Annotated in this window: 23 protein-coding genes and 1 pseudogene; all 24 read left to right on the top strand. The window is 56.3% G+C overall.

Annotated features, from left to right (window positions below; translation table 11 throughout):
* Nucleotides 1-12 precede the first annotated feature (12 nt).
* Complete coding sequence (fliJ, locus tag B2W96_RS10915; RefSeq protein WP_293010326.1) at nt 13-468, top strand: flagellar export protein FliJ; 456 nt, start codon at nt 13-15, stop codon at nt 466-468.
* A gap of 41 nt (nt 469-509) precedes the next feature.
* Nucleotides 510-1,667, top strand: coding sequence for a flagellar hook-length control protein FliK (locus B2W96_RS10910; RefSeq protein WP_293010324.1), 1,158 nt, complete (start codon nt 510-512; stop codon nt 1,665-1,667).
* Nucleotides 1,668-1,701: 34 nt separating this feature from the next.
* Complete coding sequence (locus tag B2W96_RS10905) at nt 1,702-2,148, top strand: flagellar hook capping FlgD N-terminal domain-containing protein (protein WP_293010322.1); 447 nt, start codon at nt 1,702-1,704, stop codon at nt 2,146-2,148.
* An 82-nt stretch (nt 2,149-2,230) separates the two neighbouring features.
* Complete coding sequence (locus B2W96_RS10900) at nt 2,231-2,599, top strand: TIGR02530 family flagellar biosynthesis protein (protein WP_293010321.1); 369 nt, start codon at nt 2,231-2,233, stop codon at nt 2,597-2,599.
* Between the two features lie 85 nt (nt 2,600-2,684).
* Nucleotides 2,685-3,767, top strand: a complete 1,083-nt coding sequence (locus tag B2W96_RS10895; RefSeq protein ID WP_293010320.1) for a flagellar hook-basal body protein — start codon at nt 2,685-2,687, stop codon at nt 3,765-3,767.
* Nucleotides 3,768-3,864: 97 nt separating this feature from the next.
* Nucleotides 3,865-4,080 (top strand): flagellar FlbD family protein, encoded by a 216-nt coding sequence (locus B2W96_RS10890; RefSeq protein WP_293010319.1) that lies wholly within the window; start codon nt 3,865-3,867, stop codon nt 4,078-4,080.
* A 153-nt stretch (nt 4,081-4,233) separates the two neighbouring features.
* Nucleotides 4,234-5,091 (top strand): motility protein A, encoded by an 858-nt coding sequence (locus B2W96_RS10885; RefSeq protein ID WP_293010318.1) that lies wholly within the window; start codon nt 4,234-4,236, stop codon nt 5,089-5,091.
* A gap of 30 nt (nt 5,092-5,121) precedes the next feature.
* Nucleotides 5,122-5,952 (top strand): OmpA/MotB family protein, encoded by an 831-nt coding sequence (locus tag B2W96_RS10880; protein WP_293010317.1) that lies wholly within the window; start codon nt 5,122-5,124, stop codon nt 5,950-5,952.
* A 61-nt stretch (nt 5,953-6,013) separates the two neighbouring features.
* Nucleotides 6,014-7,033: a flagellar motor switch protein FliM gene (locus B2W96_RS10875; RefSeq protein WP_293010316.1), complete on the top strand. Its 1,020-nt coding sequence runs from the start codon at nt 6,014-6,016 to the stop codon at nt 7,031-7,033.
* Nucleotides 7,023-8,510: a flagellar motor switch protein FliN gene (gene fliN, locus B2W96_RS10870; RefSeq protein ID WP_293010315.1), complete on the top strand. Its 1,488-nt coding sequence runs from the start codon at nt 7,023-7,025 to the stop codon at nt 8,508-8,510. Before B2W96_RS10875 ends, fliN begins: the two co-directional genes overlap by 11 nt.
* Before the next feature lie 61 nt (nt 8,511-8,571).
* Entirely contained in the window at nt 8,572-8,937 is a 366-nt protein-coding gene (locus B2W96_RS10865; RefSeq protein WP_293010314.1) for a response regulator, read from the top strand.
* Nucleotides 8,938-8,940: 3 nt separating this feature from the next.
* Nucleotides 8,941-9,324 (top strand): FliO/MopB family protein, encoded by a 384-nt coding sequence (locus tag B2W96_RS10860; protein ID WP_293010313.1) that lies wholly within the window; start codon nt 8,941-8,943, stop codon nt 9,322-9,324.
* A gap of 13 nt (nt 9,325-9,337) precedes the next feature.
* Entirely contained in the window at nt 9,338-10,006 is a 669-nt protein-coding gene (gene fliP, locus B2W96_RS10855) for a flagellar type III secretion system pore protein FliP (protein ID WP_293010312.1), read from the top strand.
* 14 nt (nt 10,007-10,020) lie between these two features.
* The gene (locus B2W96_RS10850) at nt 10,021-10,275 is read left to right on the top strand and encodes a flagellar biosynthetic protein FliQ (protein ID WP_293010311.1); all 255 of its coding nucleotides are present in this window, start codon (nt 10,021-10,023) and stop codon (nt 10,273-10,275) included.
* A gap of 13 nt (nt 10,276-10,288) precedes the next feature.
* A complete protein-coding gene (gene fliR, locus B2W96_RS10845) occupies nt 10,289-11,059 on the top strand; it encodes a flagellar biosynthetic protein FliR (RefSeq protein ID WP_293010310.1) in 771 nt (256 codons plus the stop codon).
* Between the two features lie 30 nt (nt 11,060-11,089).
* Nucleotides 11,090-12,190: a flagellar biosynthesis protein FlhB gene (gene flhB, locus B2W96_RS10840; RefSeq protein WP_293010309.1), complete on the top strand. Its 1,101-nt coding sequence runs from the start codon at nt 11,090-11,092 to the stop codon at nt 12,188-12,190.
* A gap of 85 nt (nt 12,191-12,275) precedes the next feature.
* A complete protein-coding gene (gene flhA / locus B2W96_RS10835) occupies nt 12,276-14,378 on the top strand; it encodes a flagellar biosynthesis protein FlhA (RefSeq protein ID WP_293010308.1) in 2,103 nt (700 codons plus the stop codon).
* A gap of 68 nt (nt 14,379-14,446) precedes the next feature.
* Nucleotides 14,447-15,304, top strand: coding sequence for a sigma-70 family RNA polymerase sigma factor (locus tag B2W96_RS10830; RefSeq protein ID WP_293010307.1), 858 nt, complete (start codon nt 14,447-14,449; stop codon nt 15,302-15,304).
* A 4-nt stretch (nt 15,305-15,308) separates the two neighbouring features.
* Nucleotides 15,309-16,058 carry a flagellar hook-basal body protein gene (locus B2W96_RS10825; RefSeq protein WP_293010306.1) on the top strand — a complete coding sequence of 250 codons (750 nt, stop codon included), beginning with the start codon at nt 15,309-15,311 and terminating at the stop codon, nt 16,056-16,058.
* A 16-nt stretch (nt 16,059-16,074) separates the two neighbouring features.
* Complete coding sequence (locus tag B2W96_RS10820; protein WP_293010305.1) at nt 16,075-16,839, top strand: flagellar hook-basal body protein; 765 nt, start codon at nt 16,075-16,077, stop codon at nt 16,837-16,839.
* A 32-nt stretch (nt 16,840-16,871) separates the two neighbouring features.
* Nucleotides 16,872-17,498 carry a chemotaxis protein CheC gene (locus B2W96_RS10815; RefSeq protein WP_293010304.1) on the top strand — a complete coding sequence of 209 codons (627 nt, stop codon included), beginning with the start codon at nt 16,872-16,874 and terminating at the stop codon, nt 17,496-17,498.
* A complete protein-coding gene (locus tag B2W96_RS10810; RefSeq protein ID WP_293010303.1) occupies nt 17,491-17,970 on the top strand; it encodes a chemotaxis protein CheD in 480 nt (159 codons plus the stop codon). The genes B2W96_RS10815 and B2W96_RS10810 overlap by 8 nt, the downstream gene beginning before the upstream one ends.
* 122 nt (nt 17,971-18,092) lie before the next feature.
* Entirely contained in the window at nt 18,093-19,025 is a 933-nt protein-coding gene (locus B2W96_RS10805) for a chemotaxis protein (protein ID WP_293010302.1), read from the top strand.
* Between the two features lie 15 nt (nt 19,026-19,040).
* Nucleotides 19,041-19,583, top strand: a pseudogene (locus B2W96_RS10800) (diguanylate phosphodiesterase); the annotation flags it as partial.

Genomic DNA, 19,583 nt, shown 5'->3' with positions numbered 1-19,583 from the left:
GGGACCTGAGGCGTGAAAAAGTTTTGTTTTTCGCTGGACACCGTGCTGGATTACCGTCGACAGGTTCAGGACTCCATTCAGGTGGAGCTGGGCGCGCTGACGGCGGAGGTCCGGCGGCAGGAAGCCGCGCTGGAGGCCACGCGGCAGAAATATGCGGAAATCAACCGGGAGTACCGGGAGAAAAAGGCCAACGGCATGCTGATTGCGGAGCTTCGGGCCTATGAAACTGCGCTGGAAGTGCAGGAGGCCATGTGCGTTCGAGAGGCGGGAAAGCTGAATATCCTCCGGCGGCAGGAAGAGGCCAAGCGCCGGGAGCTGGTGGGCGCCAAGCAGGACGCTTCCTCCGTGGAAAAGCTGCGGGAGAAAAAGCTTTTGGCCTATACAAAGGAACTGGAAAAAAGCGAGGAACAGTTTATCGATGATTTGGTGTGCGCCCGCAGCGGAATTGCGCGGAGTGCAGCGCCCTAATCATAAATCGCGGCCCCATTTCATTGAGAGGAGGTGAGAAAATGACGATGACGAACGAATTGCTGCAAATGATACAGGTTTATGCCCAAACCCGAACACAGAAAACCGACGTGGCGGACGACATCCAAACATCCCAAAACGGCGCGTCCGACTTTGAAAAGCTGCTGCGAAACCGTACGGGCGCGGGACGGACAAAGACGGTAGATCAGCCCGAACTTGGAAAAGCCGAGGAAGAGCAGTCGCAGGACCCACAGGATGAAGCCCTTCGGGAGGTGACGGCGGCGATGGCGATGCTGATGTCTCAGACCCAGCCACCGCAGGTGCAAACCGCGGAGCTTTTGCCGGAGGGATCCACGCCGCAGGCCGTGGCGCCCGCAGTTTTGCAGATCGGGGAAGAAACGGCTCCGGCAGACAACTTTGTGGAAACCGGGCTTTTGAACGCGGGAAACCTTGGCGCAAAGCAGGATAACCCGTTGGGACGGAACACGACCGCTCTTTACACAGTCCGAAACCCGGAGGCAGGGCAGGACGCGGTGCTTTCTCAAAGCACTCAAACTGCACAGGCTTCTCAAGCTACACAAATTCTATCTTCGGAGAATACGGGTGCACAGTCCGGTGGCGCGGATGCGCAGGCACAGAGTGAATACGCCGACCTGCTTCGTAGTTCCCAGAGCAATGAAGCCCTTCAGCCGGAAAATGCCGCCGTGGGAGCGCCACAGCCCCTGTTCCGCGAGACCGACGCCGTCCCCGTGAAGGTGGGCGAGCCGGTGGCGGACACCACCCGGACGGATTTGGACGAGCAGTTGACAGAACAGGTGGGCAAGGCACTGAAGGACGGCGCACAGCAAGTCAAGCTCCGCCTGAACCCCGATAATCTTGGTACGCTGACCATTGACCTGACTCGGACGCAGGACGGCGCGCTGCAAGTGGTGTTCCACACGACCACCGAAAAGGCGGCGGACCTGTTGAGCCGCCACGCGGACAGCCTGAGCGCCCTGCTCCAGAACAACAGTCAGAGCACGGTGCAAGTGGAGGTCCGGCGACAGGAGGAGACCCAGCAGTATCAGCAGCAAGACCAGCAACAGGATCGGCAGCAGGAGCACAGCCGCCGCCAGCAGGACCAACGCCGCCAAAGCGGAGAGGATTTCCTCCAGCAGCTTCGGCTGGGTCTGGTGACACTGGACGGACAGGTGAGCTGAACGATTCGGATTTTCTAAAGAAAGGAGCGACTCAATGAGCGACTTTATCGGCGATATCGCAAATATTGGCAGTACCAATTCAACGTCCAGCAGCAAGTCCGGTTCAATGAGCTTGGAAATGGAGGGCTTTTTGCAACTGATGATTGCCCAGTTCCAGAATCAGGACCCGGAAAACGCTGCCTCTACCACCGATATGTTGAATCAGATGGTGCAGATGTCTATGGTGCAGGCCATTACCAACATCACGGACGCGGTTACGCTGAACTATTCCGCATCTCTTGTGGGTAAGGAAGTGACCATCGGCACCTATGACTCGGACGGAAAGATGCAGGAGCTTGTGGGAACCGTCACCGGCACAGGCACATACAACGGCAACCCCGTGGTATTTGTGGACGGAAAGAGTTACAGCATGAGCAGCATCATGGCAGTGGGCCGTCTGCCCGACTACAAAGAAGACGCGTCCGGGGATACGACCACCTGAACCCAAGCAGACCAACTCTGCGTTCTGATGGCGGAGAGAACGGTTTTACTCCATCAATCAGACTGTCAAAGGAGTGAGAGCAATGATTGACAGGATATCTCCCCTGCAAAACGGCGGATTTTCCGCAAAGACTTCTGCCCCCAAGGCGGAACAGACCTCCTTCGGAGAGAAGCTTTTGCAGCGCCAGCGGGAGAGCCAACCCGTCGCATTTTCCAAGCACGCCCGTGAGCGGGCAGAGCAGCGCGGCATCTCCGTGGACGAACAACTGATGGATCGGTTGAGCGACACGGTGGAAAAAGCCCAGGCCAAGGGTGCAAACAACATTCTGGCCTTTGATACCACCCGGGCGTTTATCATCAACGTTCCCAACGGACGGGTAATTACCGCCATGTCTCCTGAGGAGATGAAAGAAAACATTTTTACAAACATTGACGGCGCCGTGATCCTGTAAAACAGAGAGCAGGACCGGAAGGATGCTCTGGGGAGGGTCCGATTGACCAGTCCCCGGCGGCGCCAACCGAAAGGAGTTATTTTCCATGACAGGTGCAATGTATTCTGCAATTGCGGGCCTGAAGGCCCACATGAACAAGCTCAGCGTCATCGGCAACAATATTGCCAACATCAATACCCCTGCCTATAAAAAGGCACAGACCCTTTTCAGCGAAGCGATTTACACCACGCTTTCTGCCGGTTCCAACGGCACGACGAAGGTGGGCGGCGTGAACCCCTCTCAGGTGGGCTACGGCGTGAGCATCGGCTCCATTTCCATGGACATGAGCACCGCCAACTTTAATGCCGACGGTGACTCTATGCACTGCATGATTATGGGCGACGGCTTTTTCCTCACAGGGCAAAAGCCCGGCGCGGGCACAACGGCAAACACGCTGACGGAGACGGATGCCCAGAATCTGGAGCTGAGCCGCGTGGGCGACTTTAAGTTCGACTCTCAGGGCTATCTGGTGGATGGCCGGGGCAATGTGATTTACGGCTGGGTTACTACTTCCGGGAACGAAACGGCGGGAGTGATTGCCGACGCGGACAATCCAAAGACCAGCGGACAGTTGGTGCCAATTCGTCTGCCCCTGATGGCGGACGGAAAAAATCCTTCCGGCGTTACATCCGGAACAGCGATCTATCCCGGAATCGAAACGTCAGGCGGCATGAATGTGTATCCCGACTCAACTTGGAATCTGGAGCCCGCCTCCATTGACAGCATCGCCATTGACAAGGCCACCGGCAAAATTACCGGCAACATGAAAGACGGCGGCGCGCCTGTGGTGATTGGCTATATCGCGCTGGCAAATGTGGCCAATCCCAGCGGTGTCACCCGTATAGACAACGGCTATTACAAGGCCGGAGAAGGATCTGGAAAATGCACCGCCGTCTCCATCGGCGGCGCGGTGACGGCCAAGGTCAATAACAGCGCGGAAGCGGATGCTGAGTCCATCCACAGCGCCGGAACCACCACGCTGCAGGACGGCGGTCTGGAATCCTCGGGCACAGATCTTGCCACCGAAATCGCGGAGATGATTACTACCCAGCGCGGCTATCAGGCCAACACTCGCATTATCACCGTCACCGACTCCATGCTGGAGGAACTGGTGAACATGAAGCGCTAATTTTCGGAAACGAAACCGCATGAAACCTATCGGCGGGCCGCCGGACACGGGGAAGCCCCCGTGTCCGGGGTACGCCGGCGATTGGAAGGAGAAGCGTATGATTGTCTTGACAAAGATGAACAGCGACAGGTTTTTGGTGAACCACCTGCAAATCGAGTGCATCGAGCTGATCCCCGAGACAAAAATCGTGATGATGAACCGCAGCTACTATCTGGTGCGGGAAACGGCAGAGGAAATCGTGCGCAAAATCGCGGAGTACAACGCCAAGGTGCAGGATATCTCCCGCGCGGTGAGAGTAATCGGTCAGCGCTGAGGAAAAAACGCAGCGCTTTCGGGTTTCTACGGGGCCGACCTGATCCGTGCGCACGGAAGCCGCGCGTCTTTGGTGCGCGGGGATCAGGCAGGCGCTTATAAAAATCGGGCGGCGGCGCGGGTGCGCCCTTTGCCCGGCAGGGGTGAGAGACAGATGAATATAACCTATATTATCGGCACGGTAGTGGCCATGGGCATTATGATCGCGGGCATGATGTTCACTACCGACGCTAGCGGCGCTTTTACCACAAGCGCCAAACAGCTCATGAACTTTTTGGACCCGGCCAGTATCCTGATTACCGTGGGCTGCACGTTTGCGGTGGTGGTGGCGAGCTTTCCGCCAAAAATGCTGAAGAATTTGCCTCGGCATTTCCGGATTATGCTGAACACCAAGAAGTACGACCCTATGTATTACATTGATCAACTGGTGGAGCTGGCGCAGGTGGCCCGGAAAAACGGACTTTTGGCGCTGGAGGAAAAGGCCAATGCGCAGGACGACCCGTTTTTCAAGCAGGCCATTATGCTGATTGTGGACGCCAACGACGCCGACAAGGTGCGGGGCATTCTCAATAACGACATCGAATGCATGTCCGCCCGCCACGACGGCGTGGCAGGAATGTATGAGCGCGGTTCCTCCGTGGCCCCAGCCTTCGGCATGGTGGGCACGCTGGTGGGCCTTATTAACATGCTGAAGAACATGAATCTCTCCGGAGACGGCGGCTCGTCCAGCATTGGCTCCGACATGGGAACGGCCCTGATTACCACGCTGTACGGCTGCGTGCTGGCCCATATGATTTTCAATCCCATCGCCTCCAACCTGCGCACGCGGGACGAGGAGGAGGTGCTCTGCAAGATGATTATTGTAGAGGGAATCATGTCGATCCAGTCCGGCGAAAATCCCAAGTCCCTGCGGGAAAAACTGCTGACCTTCGTGGACCAGAATAAGCGCGAAGAGGGCGGCGGCGCCAAGGGCGAGAAAAAGAGCCGGGGCAAGAAGAAAAACGAGGAATGATTTGGAGAAACACGAGGGGGTGAGCGGTATATGAAAAAGCGGAAAAGCGAGGGCGGAGCAAGCTGGATGGACACCTATGGCGACATGGTGACGCTGTTGCTGTGCTTTTTTGTGTTGCTGTACTCCATGTCCACCATCGACCAGCAGAAGTGGGTGCAGTTGGTGCAGAGCTTCAACCCCGATGCGACGCACGAAGTTACGGAAAACAGCGGCAACAATGGCCAGCTTGCGGACCCCACCACTCCGGTGGATGGCGAACAGTCTGACAGCAGCCTGACACAGGCACAGATTGTGGCCTCCATTGAGCAGCTTTATCAGGATTTAAAGTCCTATGTCGCCCAGCAGGGCGCGGCGGAAAACATATCCGTCACCAAGGGCGATGGATATGTTTTCATCTCCTTTAACGATGCCGTATTTTTCGACGGTGACAGCTATGTCCTGCGGCAGGATGGTAAAGAGGTTCTGGAGGACGTGGGCGTGATCGTTGGCAAGGCCAGCCTCGCCATCGACGAGCTGCGGGTTCTGGGCCATACGGCACAGGGCGACCCCGGAAAGCCCAACAATCCAACGGTAGACCGGTTTTTGTCTTCTGACCGGGCGGCGGTGGTGCTGATTTACTTGCAGGAAATGGACATTCTGGACCCTGCCCGGATGATCAGCATGGGCTATGGACAATTCCGCCCCGTGGCGGATAACGCGACCCGGGAGGGTCGGGCCAAAAACCGCCGGGTGGAGCTGATTGTCACCGGCAAGGATTTGACCAGCACGCTGGGCGATCAGATTGAGCAGTATTACACGGAGCGGGGAACGCCCGCGCCCGCTTCCACCGAAGCACAAGGAGACGGGGCCGCCGCGGAATAACCTGCAATGATATGGCCGCTTCGAGGCGGCAGATGAGAATATATGGGAGAGGGGGATGCCGATGTCGGAGGTGCTTTCACAAAGCCAAATTGACGCGTTGCTCAGCGCGGCGCGAAGCGGGGAAAAGATTGAAACCGAGGAAGACACGTCGAAAGATAAAAAATATAGAAAATACGACTTTCGTAGCCCCCGCAAATTTACCAAGGACCGGCTGAAAATGCTGGACAGCATTTTTGAAAATTACTCGAGAAATCTGAATTCCCGCATCAACGGCCTGATGCACACAAGCTGCGAAATCAACGTGGAATCTGCCGAGGAGCAGCGATATTATGAGTTTTCCAACGCCCTGATTGAGGGCGATGTTCTGGCGCTGGCCTATATCAAGCATGGAGACGTGGTGGAGGATACTCCGGCGCTGCTGCACATCAGCAAGCCGCTGCTGCTGAGCATGATCGACAGGATGATGGGCGGCGAGGGCGAGGTGGACGATGAGCTGGACCCGGAGTACACGTTTACCGATCTGGAGCTGAAGATTCTGGAGGGCCTGAGCGAGTATTTTGTGGAGAATCTGGGCGAGAGCTGGCAGAATTACATTCAGCTTGAGTTTCAGTACGGGCGCGTGGAGCCAAATCCCACGATGATTCAGCCTCTGGGACTGGATGAAATCGTGGTCATTATGGATTTGACGGCAAAATTTCCAAACTGCGACGGGCATATCAGCGTGTGCCTTCCCGGCATGGTGCTGACCAACGTTTTCAGTGAAATCAGCCGCCTTAACACAGCCCATAAAAGTCAGGACGAGGCGGCGGGGAAAGAGATTTTCGAGTCTCTGAAGACTACGGAAATCGATCTGGTTGCGGAAATCTGCCGCACAAAGCTCCAGCTTAGCGACATCTACCACCTGAACGTGGGAGACGTGATTGATTTGAAGCGGCCCAAAAGCTCGGCGGTTCATATCAACATCGGTGGGCGGCGCTGGTTTGACGGCGTGATGGGAATACACAACAAAAACATGGCGGTCAAAATAGGAAGGACCTATTACGGGCCGGAGGGAAGGAACGTCGAACAGAATGGCAGATAACATTTTTAACTCCATGGAGCTGGACGCAATCGGGGAAGTGATGAACATCAGCCTCGGTTCCTCCGCCACGGCGGTGTCCAACCTGCTGGATCATCGGGTGGAGATCACCACACCCAGAGTCAGCGTATCCGATGTGGTAGATTTTAATATCGCCGATCTGGAACCTGCCGTGGGCGTGGAGATTCGCTACATATCCGGCTTGGTGGGCAGCAATATCATGTTGCTGCGCCGCAGCGATGTGAAAGTGATCGTGGACATTCTGATGGGCTCGGAGACGCCGGACGAAGAGTTTGAGATGAACGAGCTTACCATCAGCGCGGTGTGCGAGGTCATGAACCAGATGATGGGCGCGGCTTCCACGGCCCTGTCCGACTTTCTGGGGATTCCGGTAAACATTTCCACACCGGAGTCATTTGAACTGCAAGATTTCGACCAATTTAAAAAAGAGCACTTTCCCATGACGGACGGTAAATGCGTGGTTGTGCGCTTCATGCTGAAAATCGACAGCGTGCTGCAGAGCGAATTTATTAACGTCATGTCCGTGGATTTGACAAGGGAACTGCTCTCAGGCCTTGGACTTGGCGAGGATGAGGACGCGGCGCCCCCGGAATCCACTTCCTCGGATCAACTGGCAGCACCGCTGGAAGGCGGCCCAAAGCTGAGCCAGTCGGAAATAGAAAAGCTGATGAGCAGCGCACAGACCGCTCCGGCTCCCGCTCCTGCCGCCTCCGGCGGCACGCTGAGTCAGGATGAAATAGAAAAACTGATGAGCGGCGCGCAGGCGGCTCCGACTCCCGCTCCCACTCCTGCCGGAGGCGTAATGAGTCAGGCTGAGATTGAAAAGCTGATGAGCGGCGCACAGGCGGCTCCCCATCCAGCTCCCAGTCCCGCCGCCTCCGGCGGTACCCTGAATCAGGAGGAAATCGAGCGGTTGATGAGCGGTATGTCGACTCCGGCACAGCCATCTGTCGCTCCACAGCCTCCGATTCCCCCACAGCCCGCCGCCCCGGCGTATTCCATGCCGGAGCCTCAGGCCATCCCCGGCGGGGTGCCGCCCATGCCGCCCTATGGACAGTATCCGGGCTATTATCCGGCCCAGCCCTATTATCCGGCTCCCGGCCCCGCCCCCGCAGTGCACGCGCCCAGGGTGATTCAATCCGTTCCGGCGGAAATGCCGCACTTTGCAAATGGCGAGCCGCTGGATCAGCAGCAGGCGGAAAATCTGGATCTGCTGATGTCGGTTCCTCTGGAGGTTTCCGTGGAAATCGGACGGGCCCGCCGGAAGGTGCAGGACGTGCTGGCCTTTACCAAAGGGTCGCTGGTAATGCTGAACAAGTTGGCAGGCGATCAGGTGGACCTGTTTGTTAACGGACAGTGCATCGCCAAGGGTGATGTGGTTGTCGTGGATGACAATTTTGGAATCCGCATCACCGAGGTTTTAAAAGCCCCCGATCCCAACGAGCTGGTCAAGGGATAAGTTCCATGACCCGCGCTGGGAAACTGAAAATAAAACAGATTCAGAAAAAGGAAGGTTTAACATGGCTAAGATTTTAGTGGTTGACGACGCGGCATTTATGCGCAAGGTCATTAAGGACACTCTTTCCAAGAACGGATATACCGAGCTGTTTGAAGCGGTGGACGGTGCGGACGCCGTGGAGAAATATGGGGAGATTCACCCCGATCTGGTCATCATGGATATCACCATGCCTAATATGGACGGGCTGGAAGCCCTGAAAACCATTCGCGGCAAGGACGGCAACGCCAATGTGGTCATGTGCTCCGCTATGGGACAGGAGAGCATGGTCATCGACGCGGTGCGTTCCGGTGCAAAGGATTTCATTGTCAAGCCCTTTAAGGCCGACCGCGTACTTAAGACGGTGAACTCCATCATCGGTAATCCCTGATTTATGCAGTGGGAGGAAATCGGCGCCCTTTTGGGGATGCTGGCGGCTGTCCTCGGCGTGCTGGTTCTCGCATGGCTGTTTACCCGATATCTGGCGGGGCACGCGCCGGGGCTTGGCGGCTTTTTGCCCGGAAGAAGCGGAAAGCTCCGGCTGTTGGAGCGTCTGCCGCTAGGGCGGGAGCAGTCCCTTGTGATGGTTCGGGCGGGCGAAACGGTTCTCCTTCTGGGCGTCACCGGCAGAGAGATTTCTCTTTTGCGGGAGCTGAGCGCCGAGGAAGCGGAGGCGTGGGACAGCGCGGCGCAGACCGCGTCGCCCGCTGCTGGGGCAGAGGCCCCGATTCCCTTCCGCGATGCATTGCGGGAAGTTTTGAAACAGAGAAAGAAGTAGGAGGGAGTATTACGTGACGGACGCACTGGTCAATGTCAACGGGGACAACGTACAGGCCCTCCAGATTCTTTTCCTGACCACGATGATGACGCTGCTGCCCTCGCTGCTGGTGATGATGACGTCCTTTACCCGGTATATCATCACGTTTTCCTTTCTGCGCACGGCGATGGGAACGCAGCAGACCCCGCCTAACGTGGTGCTGATTGGGGTGGCGCTATTTTTAACGATGTTTACCATGAACCCTGTGTTTACCACCATCAAGACCGAGGCATACGACCCTTATGTGGCGGAGGAAATCGGGCAGGAGGAATTTCTTGACCGGGCGCAGGTTCCGCTGAAGGATTTTATGCTGAGAAACACTGAAACCTCTTCCATAAACCTGTTCTGCGATTTGGATGGGGCTGTGGACCGGCCCGCGGATGAAGCCGCGGCCAAGGCGCTGCCGATGCATGTTGTGGTGCCCTCCTTTATGACCAGCGAGCTGAAGCGCGCTTTTGAGATTGGATTTCTCGTCTACATTCCCTTTATGCTGATTGACGTGGTGGTGGCTTCCGCGCTGATGTCCATGGGCATGATCATGCTGCCCCCGTCCATGATTTCCACGCCCTTCAAGTTGCTTTTGTTTATCGTACTCAACGGCTGGGAACTGGTGTTCTCAACGCTGGTGCAGGGATTCCACTAGAAAGGGGCGATGGCATGGAACTGAATGCGGGCGAGGTGCTCCGGCAGGGTGTTTTCGTGGTGATCCGTCTGGCGGGTCCTATGCTCATCCTGAGCATGATAGTGGGCGTGCTGGTAGCCATCTTTCAGGCCGTCACACAGATTCACGACCAGACGCTGGGCTTTGTTTTGAAGCTGGTGGTCATTGGGCTGGTGCTGTTTATCGGCGGCGGCTGGATGATGAACACGCTGGTGGATTACAGCCGGTATCTGTTCACGCTGATGCTGTAAGGCGGGGCGCGGCATGATCGACTGGGGCAGGCTTACGCTGCTGTTTTACATTCTGATGCGGATGAGCGGTTTTGTAATGTTCAATCCGCTGCTGGGACGGCGAAATATCCCCGGCATAATCCGGGCGGGCCTTACGCTGGTGCTGACGTGGTTTGTGGCCTCGTTTACGAAGGGGACCGCCCCCGTGCCGGTGCATTTGGTTGAGTTTGCTGTCCGGCTGCTGCTGGAGCTGGGCGTTGGCTTTATGGTGGGAATGGCGGTGCAGTTTTTCATTTACCTCATCCCCCAGCAGGCGGGCGAAATCATAGATAATCAGATGGGCATGTCCATGTCCAAAGAATACGACCCCGCTTCCAATATTTCCATGTCCGTCAGCGGCACGCTGTTTACGATTCTGATGACCCTGCTGTTTTTCGCGGCAAACGGACACAACACCCTTCTGCGCATCCTGCTGACCTCCGGAGAGATCATTCCCTTTGGACAGGCGGCGCTGGGACAGGCCGCCATGCAGGCGGGGATAGAACTGTTTATTGAGTGCTTTGTGCTGGGGGTGAAGCTGGCGATTCCAATTTTGGCGGCGGAGCTGCTGGGACAGATTGGAATGGGCGTTTTAATGAAGGTCATTCCGCAGATCAACGTGTTTTCCATCAACATCGAACTGAAGGTCATTATCGGACTGGTGCTGCTGATGCTGTTTATGTCGCCCATCAGCGAATTTCTGCTGCGGGCGGAAAATCAAATGCTGGTTGCTGTGCGGGAAACGCTGACGGTGCTGGCCCCTTAAAAAAGGGGGCGGCAAAAGGGGGGAACGTCTGTGCCGGAGGGCAACAAAACAGAAAAGGCAACCCCCAAAAAGCGACGGGACCAACGAAAAAAAGGCAACGTTTTTCTCAGTAAGGACGCGGTGGCGGTGGCCACGCTGCTGGTGGGCTATATGACGCTGCGCATGACCATGTCGAGCGCAGTGGGGCAGATAGATTCCTTTTTCCGGGTATGTATGACTCTTGCGGGGAATCTCTCCTCGGTTTCTCTGGAGGCGCAGCTTCCCGACCTTCTCAAGGAGGGCGCCTACACCCTGTTTATGGCGGTGGGGCCCACCATCTTGGCGGTGGCGGTGACAGCCGTGGCGGCCACCTTCGCGCAGACCCGGATGCTGGTGTCCGGGCAGTCCATCCAGCCCAAGTTTAGCCGTCTTAATCCGCTGGAGGGCTTTAAAAAGCTATTTTCTTTGCGCAGCGTGGTGGAGGCGGGGAAGGGCATCATCAAAATCACCATTCTCCTGCTGATCATTTATCATTTTATCAGTGGATGTATGGTTGCCTTTGCCAATTACTTAAACACGGATATAACCGCCGTTTGCGGCGATATTCTCAGCCGCCTCAGCGGCATGATTCTCCAGATTATCATTGCGTTCGTTGCGCTGGCAGGTTTTGATTTCTACTATCAGTGGTGGGATTACGAGCGGCAGATGCGCATGACGAAGCAGGAGATCAAGGAGGAATATAAGCAGACCGAAGGCGATCCTCAGATCAAGGGCAAAATCAAGGAAGCCCAGCGAAAAATGGCCCAGTCCCGCATGATGCAGCAGGTGCCCCAGGCGGATGTGGTCATCAGAAACCCCACCCATGTGGCGGTGGCTCTGCGATACAAGCCGGAGACGGACGCTGCCCCCGTGGTCCTTGCAAAGGGACTGGACGAGGTGGCCCTGCGCATTGTGAAAACGGCGGAGGAGCACGGTATCCCTACGGTGGAGGACGTTCCTCTGGCCCGGTCCATCTACGCCTCCGCCGAGCTGAATCGGCAAATTCCGCCGGAGTTGTACGGCGCGGTGGCGGACGTGCTGGTATACGTCTTTAAGATGAGTAACCGGGACTTGAGCAAGGAAATGGAGCTGGACGGGCAGGAAAGCCGTTGACGACTTTGAAGCCGAAGGCTCCCCGAATCTCCCCCAAGGCAATGGGCCGGAATCCAAAAATTAACCGAGGAAAGGCGGAACCACGATGAGAAGACTTGCAAACAACATCATATCTCTCCTCGTGGTCGTCATCGTCCTGTTTTTGATTCTGCCGCTTCCCCCAATGCTGATGGACATTCTGCTGATTATCAACATTTCGCTGTCCATCGTGATTCTGCTGATTACCATGAACATCTCGGACGCGCTGGAATTTTCCATCTTCCCCTCGCTGCTGCTGGTGACCACGCTGTTCCGATTGGGACTGAACGTGTCCTCCACCCGGTTGATTCTCTCCAACGGGGGCTATGCGGGCGCGGTGATTAAGGCGTTTGGCCAATTGATTACCAACGGGAATATTGTCATCGGCGTGATTATCTTCCTGATTATTGTGCTGATGCAGTTTATTGTCATCACCAAGGGCGCGGAGCGCGTGGCTGAGGTGGCCGCCCGCTTCACGCTGGATGCCATGCCCGGCAAGCAGATGGCCATTGACGCGGATCTCTCCTCCGGCCTGATTAACGAACAGGACGCGCGGGCTCGCCGGGAAAAGGTGCAGCGTCAGGCGGATTTTTACGGCGCAATGGACGGCGCAACCAAAATCGTCAAGGGCGACGCCATTATGAGCCTGATTATTACCACCATCAACTTTGTGGCGGGACTGGTGATCGGCATTGTGCAGGGTGGCGGAGACTTCGCAAGCGTTTTGCAGGTGTATTCCATCGCCACCGTGGGCGATGGGCTGGTGTCCCAGCTTCCCGCGCTGATGATTTCCACCGCCACGGGTATGATTGTCACCCGCAGCGTGTCTGAGGACAGCCTGAACAACGACGTGCTCCGGCAGTTCAAGGCCCAGCCCCGGGCGATTATGGTGGCGGGTATCGTGCTCTTGTTTCTGGCAGTTATGCCCAACACGCCTCATCTGGCCCTGCTGGTGGTGGGCGCCGCGCTTACATTTTGGGGCTGGCGAGGCCTGCAAAGCATGCAGACGGAGAAAACCCAGCTTGCTGCGCAGGAGGAAAAAGAGGCTGTCGAGGCCGCGCAGGCTGCCAAGGCTCCCGGAGAAAACGAGTATTATAAGGACATTAACAACATCTATTCTCTGCTGGATGTGGAACCCATCGAAATGGAATTTGGATACAGCCTGATCCCGCTGGTGGACGAGGCGCGGGGCGGGCGGCTCATCAGCCGCATCGTCATCTTCCGCCGCCAGTATGCCCAGGACATGGGCTTTGTGGTCCCCTCGGTGCGGCTGCACGACTCTGCAACGCTTGGCACCAATCAGTATGTAATTAAGATTAAGGGCGAGGAGGTCGCCAAGGGCGAAATCCTTGTGGACTATTATCTGGCGCTGGAACCCACGACTCCCAGCGGCGAGATTGACGGCATTGAAACCATCGAACCGGCATATGGCATTCCCTCCCGCTGGATTTTGCCGGAGAGTCGGGAAATGGCGGAGATTTACGGGTATACCGTCATTGACCCCCTCTCCGTAATGCTGACGCATCTCTCCGAAACCATCAAAAAGCACGTGTACGAGCTGCTGGACCGGGAGGAGACAATCCGGCTGGCGGAAAACCTGAAGAAGGCTGCCCCCCAGTTGGTGGAGGAAACCATTCCCGCGCTGATCTCCTATGCGATGCTGGAACGGATTTTGCGAAGCCTTTTGAAAGAGGGCGTCCCCATCAAGAACTTGGGCACCATTGTGGAGGCCGCTGCGGACGCCATGAATACCACACGGGACCCGGATTTAATCACCGAGGCGGTTCGATCGGCTTTGACCCGGACCATCACACGCCGCTTCTGCGAGCATGGGCAGCTTCGGGTGGTAACGCTGGACGCGGAGGTGGAAAAGCTGATCGTTTCCTCCCTCACCAAAAACGATCAGGGTGTGTATTTGGCGATGGGCGCGGACATGATGCAGCAGATTGTCTCCCAACTGGGGGAATCCGTGAAAAGGTTTGCAGAGTTGGGGCAGACCCCCGTCATTCTCACAAGCCCTGTCATCCGTGTGTACTTGAGCAGAATGCTGTCCCAGTTTTTCCCCAATCTGTATGTGCTGTCCTTCAATGAGATTACAACGGATATTCAGATTCAGGCACTTGGCAACATCACGATGCAGCAGAAGAAGGAGACGGTGGAAAAGGTCTGATTGAATTTTGAAGTCCGGCGCGGCGCATGCGGCTTTATAAGAGCTTTGCGAAAGGAGGGGGCAGAGGCGTGAGTGATACGGCTGTTTTAAACAATCACACGGAAGAAGCTCTCTCCCAAACGCTTTTGACGGAGCGGGAGCTGGAGGCCCTGCCCACCGACGAGCTGCTGAGTCTTTATAAACGCACGGGGGAAGAGACGTACAAGTGGCCTCTGGTGCTGCGGTACGAAGGGCTGATCAAAAGCATCGCCCTGCAAATCTGTGGCGTGTACAACGGCTTTGCCCAAGTGGACGACATTGTGAACGAGGGCATTCTCACATTGATGAACTCTGTGGATAAGTTTGACCCCGAAAAGGGCGCGAGATTTGAAACCTATGTGTCCAAGCGCATCCGGGGTATGATTATCGACCTTGCCCGCCAACAGGACTGGCTGCCCCGCAGCGTGCGCCGCCGTGCACGGGAGATTGATCAGGCGGTGAACAGTCTCAATAACCACTTGGGCCGCTTTCCCACCGACGAAGAGATTGCCGGGCACATGGGCCTGAGCGTGGAGAAGTATCGGGAAGACGCGGCGGCGGCCGCCTTTTGCAACATTGTTTCGCTGGAGGCGCTGTTTGAGCGACGCAGCGAGGGGGACACGGGTGTTTCCATTCCGGCGGCGGAAGACCTCTCGCCGGAGGACAGCGTGCAGCAAAAGGAGCTGCGGGAGATGCTGGGCAACGGAATCCGGGCGCTGCGGAAAAATGAGCAAATGGTGTTGTCCCTGTATTATGAGCGGGGATTGAATATGCGGAACATCGCGCAGGCCATGGACATCAGCGAGCCCCGCGTGTCGCAGATTCACAGCCGGGCTATTCAAAAATTACGCGTGTATCTGGGGCCTTATATGGGGCAAAAGCCGGAGCGCGGCGAGAAAAGAGAGTGATAAAATGTTCAAGGGCTTTTACAACCTGACCTCCGCTATGCTGTCTCAGGGCAAGCGACTGGACGTGATTTCCAACAACATGGCAAACGTTGCCACCTCCGGCTATAAGGCGGACACCTATACCGACACCACCTTCCGGGAATACGTGGTCAGCCGGGTGGGGAACAAGGACAAGAGCAACCCCGCCGAAATTGGGCCTGCCAGCTATATTCTGGCCCCCAGCCGGCTTTACACGGACTATACCCAGGGGTCGCTGGAAGAGACGGGGATGCCTCTGGACTTCGCCCTTCAGGGAGACGGCTTTTTCGCCGTCCACGCCGGGGACGAGACGGTTTATACCCGCGCAGGCAATTTTGCGCTGGATGAAGAGGGCTATCTGTGCCTTTCGGACGGGAGCCGGGTGTTGGACCCCAACGGAGAGGAGATTCTTCTGGGGACTGACAAAATTAAGGGCGACGCCGCCGGCGGAATCTATACGGAGGAAGGCCTGCTTGTGGCGCAACTGGGCGTTTTCTCCTTTGAAGACAATGCAGAGCTACAGCGCAACCCACAGGGCTATTTTACCGGCGACGGGGCAGAGGCTGCGGTCGGAACCAGTGTTCTCTGGAAGACGCAGGAGCGGGCCAACGTGGACCTTATTCAGCAGATGACCGGCATGATGACCGCCCAGCGCGCGTTTCAAAGTGCGGCGGAGGTAAGCCGGATGTATGACCAGCTAATGACCAAGGCGGCAACCAATTTGGGCAACGTATAAAGGACGGTGAGCGGATTTGAACAGTTCTTTTTATACCGCCGCGGTGGGCGCGGCACAGCAGCAGCAGCGGATGAACGTGCAGGCGAACAACATCGCCAACGTGAATACATACGGATTTAAGGCCCAGAAGCCCAGCTTTTCCTCCCTGATGTACGGCAACGTGGCCGGAGCGGAGGGGGCAGAGCTTCCCCGTGGCTCCGGTGCGAAGATGTCCATGGCGGGAACGGACTTTGCAGACGGCGCACTGGCCGAAACCGGACAGAAACAGGATTACGCCATTATCGGCGACGGTTTTTTCGGGCTTTATGATCCCGCCAGCGGGGAAGTGTCCTATACGCGGGACGGGTCCTTTACCCTCTCTGAGTTTCAGCGTCAGAAGCTTTCGGCGGACGGTGAACAGGAACTGGACGAGGAAGGCCAGCCCGAGATGGAAACCGTGTTTATGCTCTCCGACGGGATGGGTCGGTTTGTCCTGAACGACAAGGGCGCGGTGACCGAGGTGACGGACCGTGAGGCAAAGCAGCCTGTGGGTGTGTTTGACTTTGTGAATACCGACGGGATGCTCCGCATGGGCGAGAACCGCTATATCCCGGTGGAAAAAAACGGTCAGGTTCGCTTTGGTACCGGCGCGGTTCGCCAGGGTGCACTGGAAGCTTCCAACGCTGATTTGGCGGAACAAATGACAAAAGTCATTGAAGCGCAGCGCAGTTTCAGTTATAATCTAAGAATGGTCACCGTTACGGATGAAATTGAGACTACGGTGAACAACCTCAGGTCCTAAGGGTGCGCCTCCGGCGCGGAAAGGGAAGTCGCATGGAGATTAAAAGTTATGAGGATTTGAACGGGCTGGAGATTGATACGCTCAAGGAGATCGGGAGCATCGGCACGGGAAACGCCGCCACGGCGCTTTCCCAGATGATTGGCAAAGAGGTCCGCATCACGTTGCCGGAGGTGCGGATTATGGGCTATAACGAAGCCATTGAGTGGATTGGCGGGCCTGAGGCCATCACCGCCGGTGTTTTGAGCCAGCTTGGCGGCGAAATCAACGGCATTATGCTCTCCGTGCAGCAGATGGATTTCATCAATCTGGTGCTGTCCAATGTGCTGGGAAAGCCTGTGTCGGATTTCAATATGCTGCGGGAAATGGAAATCTCCACGCTGGTGGAGGTGGGCAACATTATGATTTCCACATTTATCAACGCCCTCAGCGGCCTTGCCGACATCTCCATCCGGCTGACGGTTCCTGCCTTCGCGGTGGACATGCAGGGCGCGATTCTTACGGTACCCATGGCGGCCTACGGCGGCCAGTCGGACTATATCATGACCATCGGCGGCAACTTTGTGTGCGACGGAAGACAGGTTCCCTGTCGGCTGCTGCTCTCGCCGGATATCCGGTCTTTGAATTTCCTCCTGCGAAAGTTGGGCGTAATGGATGAATGACAAGCTGATTGTCGGCATTGCCGACATGAAACTGGCGCAGGACGGTGAAAAACTGATTACCTATGCGCTGGGCTCCTGCATTGGAATCTGCCTGTACGAGCCAAATCGCCGTCTGGCGGCGCTGATCCACATTATGCTGCCGTTGAATATGGAAACCGGGCGGAAAAACACCTTTAAATATGCTGATACCGGCATCCGCGCCACACTGCGGGAGATGGAGATGAAGGGCGCTTGCCGGGCTGCCATCACGGCGAAAATTGCAGGCGGAGCCCGCATGTTCGAGGTTTCCGGCGGCAGCCTTGGCAACATCGGCCAACGCAACGGAGAAAGCGTCCGCCAGATACTGAAGATGGAAAAAATTCGGCTGGCCTGGGAAGATGTAGGGGGTACCGTCGCCCGCACCATGGAGTTTGACGGCGCCACGGGAAACGGAACAATTCGATCCTATGGATATCCGGAAATTAAATTCTGAGCCGATGGCTTATGGGGAATTCCCCAATTAAATAAACAGTGTGCTGCGCCGGGAACCGACACGCCCGCAGAGTCGGAGGCCTCCTCCGGCAAATGGGCGGGCACCGTGAAAGGAATGACGTTATGGGACAGAGCAACAGCAACATTTTGCTGGAAACGGGAACCAATGAAATTGAAATTATGGAGTTCACCGTCAATGATAATCTCTTTGGCATCAACGTGGCCAAGGTCCGGGAGATTATGCTGTCCGCGCCGGTGAAGTCCATGCCACACGTTCACCCGGCGGTGGAGGGTATTTTTAAACCGAGGGATCAGGTAATTACGGTCATTAACCTGCCGAGGTTTCTGGTGGACACGGACGTGGAGAAGCAGGGCAAGGACTTGTTTATCGTCACGAATTTCAACATGATGTACGTTGCTTTCCGGGTCCACAGCGTGGTGGGCATCAGCCGTATCTCCTGGCGGGACATTCAAAAGCCGGACAAGACCATTTCTGGCGGCGCGGATGGCGTGGCCACCGGTATCGCCCAGTGTGGCGACGATTTGGTGACGATTCTGGACTTTGAAAAGATTGTGGCGGAGATTGCTCCGGAAACCTCCATTCAAGTCGGTGAAATTGACCGGATGGGGCCCCGGATTCGCAGCGACCGGCCCATTTACCTCGCGGAAGACTCCCTGCTTTTGAGCCAGATGATTCGGGAAGCGCTGAGCAAGGCGGGCTATACCAACCTGCATGCCTATCCCAACGGACAAGAGCTGTGGGACGAGCTGATACAGATGAAGGCCCGGGGAACCGCACCGGACGAGGTGGCCATGGTCATCACCGACATCGAAATGCCCCAGATGGACGGGCATCACCTGACAAAGCTCATCAAGGACGACCAGCTTCTGCGTAAAATTCCCGTGGTGCTGTTCTCCTCCCTGATTTCCGAGGAAATGAGGATTAAGGGCAAGCAGGTGGGCGCGGACGAGCAGCTTTCCAAACCTGAAATCGGACATCTGGTATCCGTCATGGACCAGCTTTTGAGCAAGGCGGCCCCGGCGGAAAAAGCATGAAAGCGATGAGTGGGAATGAGAAAGGACCGAAATAAGAACAAGTACATCGTCCGCCAGCCCATCCGTAACGCTCAGAAACAGTCCATCGGCTACGAGATTTTGTACCACGGAGAAAATCAGGCATTCTGCGGGCTGATGAGTGACAAGGAATTTGCCGCTGCGGACACGGTGTATAACTTCCTGATCCAGAACACCGACAAGCTTTTAAAGGGTTCGTTTTACTTTATGACCTTCACGGCCACGCTGCTGCTGAAAAAAACGCCGGACCTGTTCGATCGGTCGGAGCTGGTGATTCAGATTGACGACAGCGTGATCATTCATCCGGCGGCGCTGGCCGCTGTGCATGAATATGCAGCCAAGGGCTATCGAATCGCGGTGAACGAGTTTCAGTTTCTGCCCCGGTATCTGGCATTGCTTGACACAATCGACTATCTAAAGTTGAATTTTGCCACCACCAGCGAAGAGAAGCTTAAAAATATCATTGAGATTGCCCACAGCCTGAAAAAACTGTGCATTGCCACCAATGTGGACACGGAGGAGCTGTATGCCAAGGCGGAA

Source organism: Oscillibacter sp. UBA6647 (genome assembly GCA_002455655.1).
Lineage (GTDB): Bacteria > Bacillota > Clostridia > Oscillospirales > Oscillospiraceae > Oscillibacter.
Note: the sequence above shows the minus strand (reverse complement) of the source record. Positions and strands in the feature narration are given on the sequence as shown.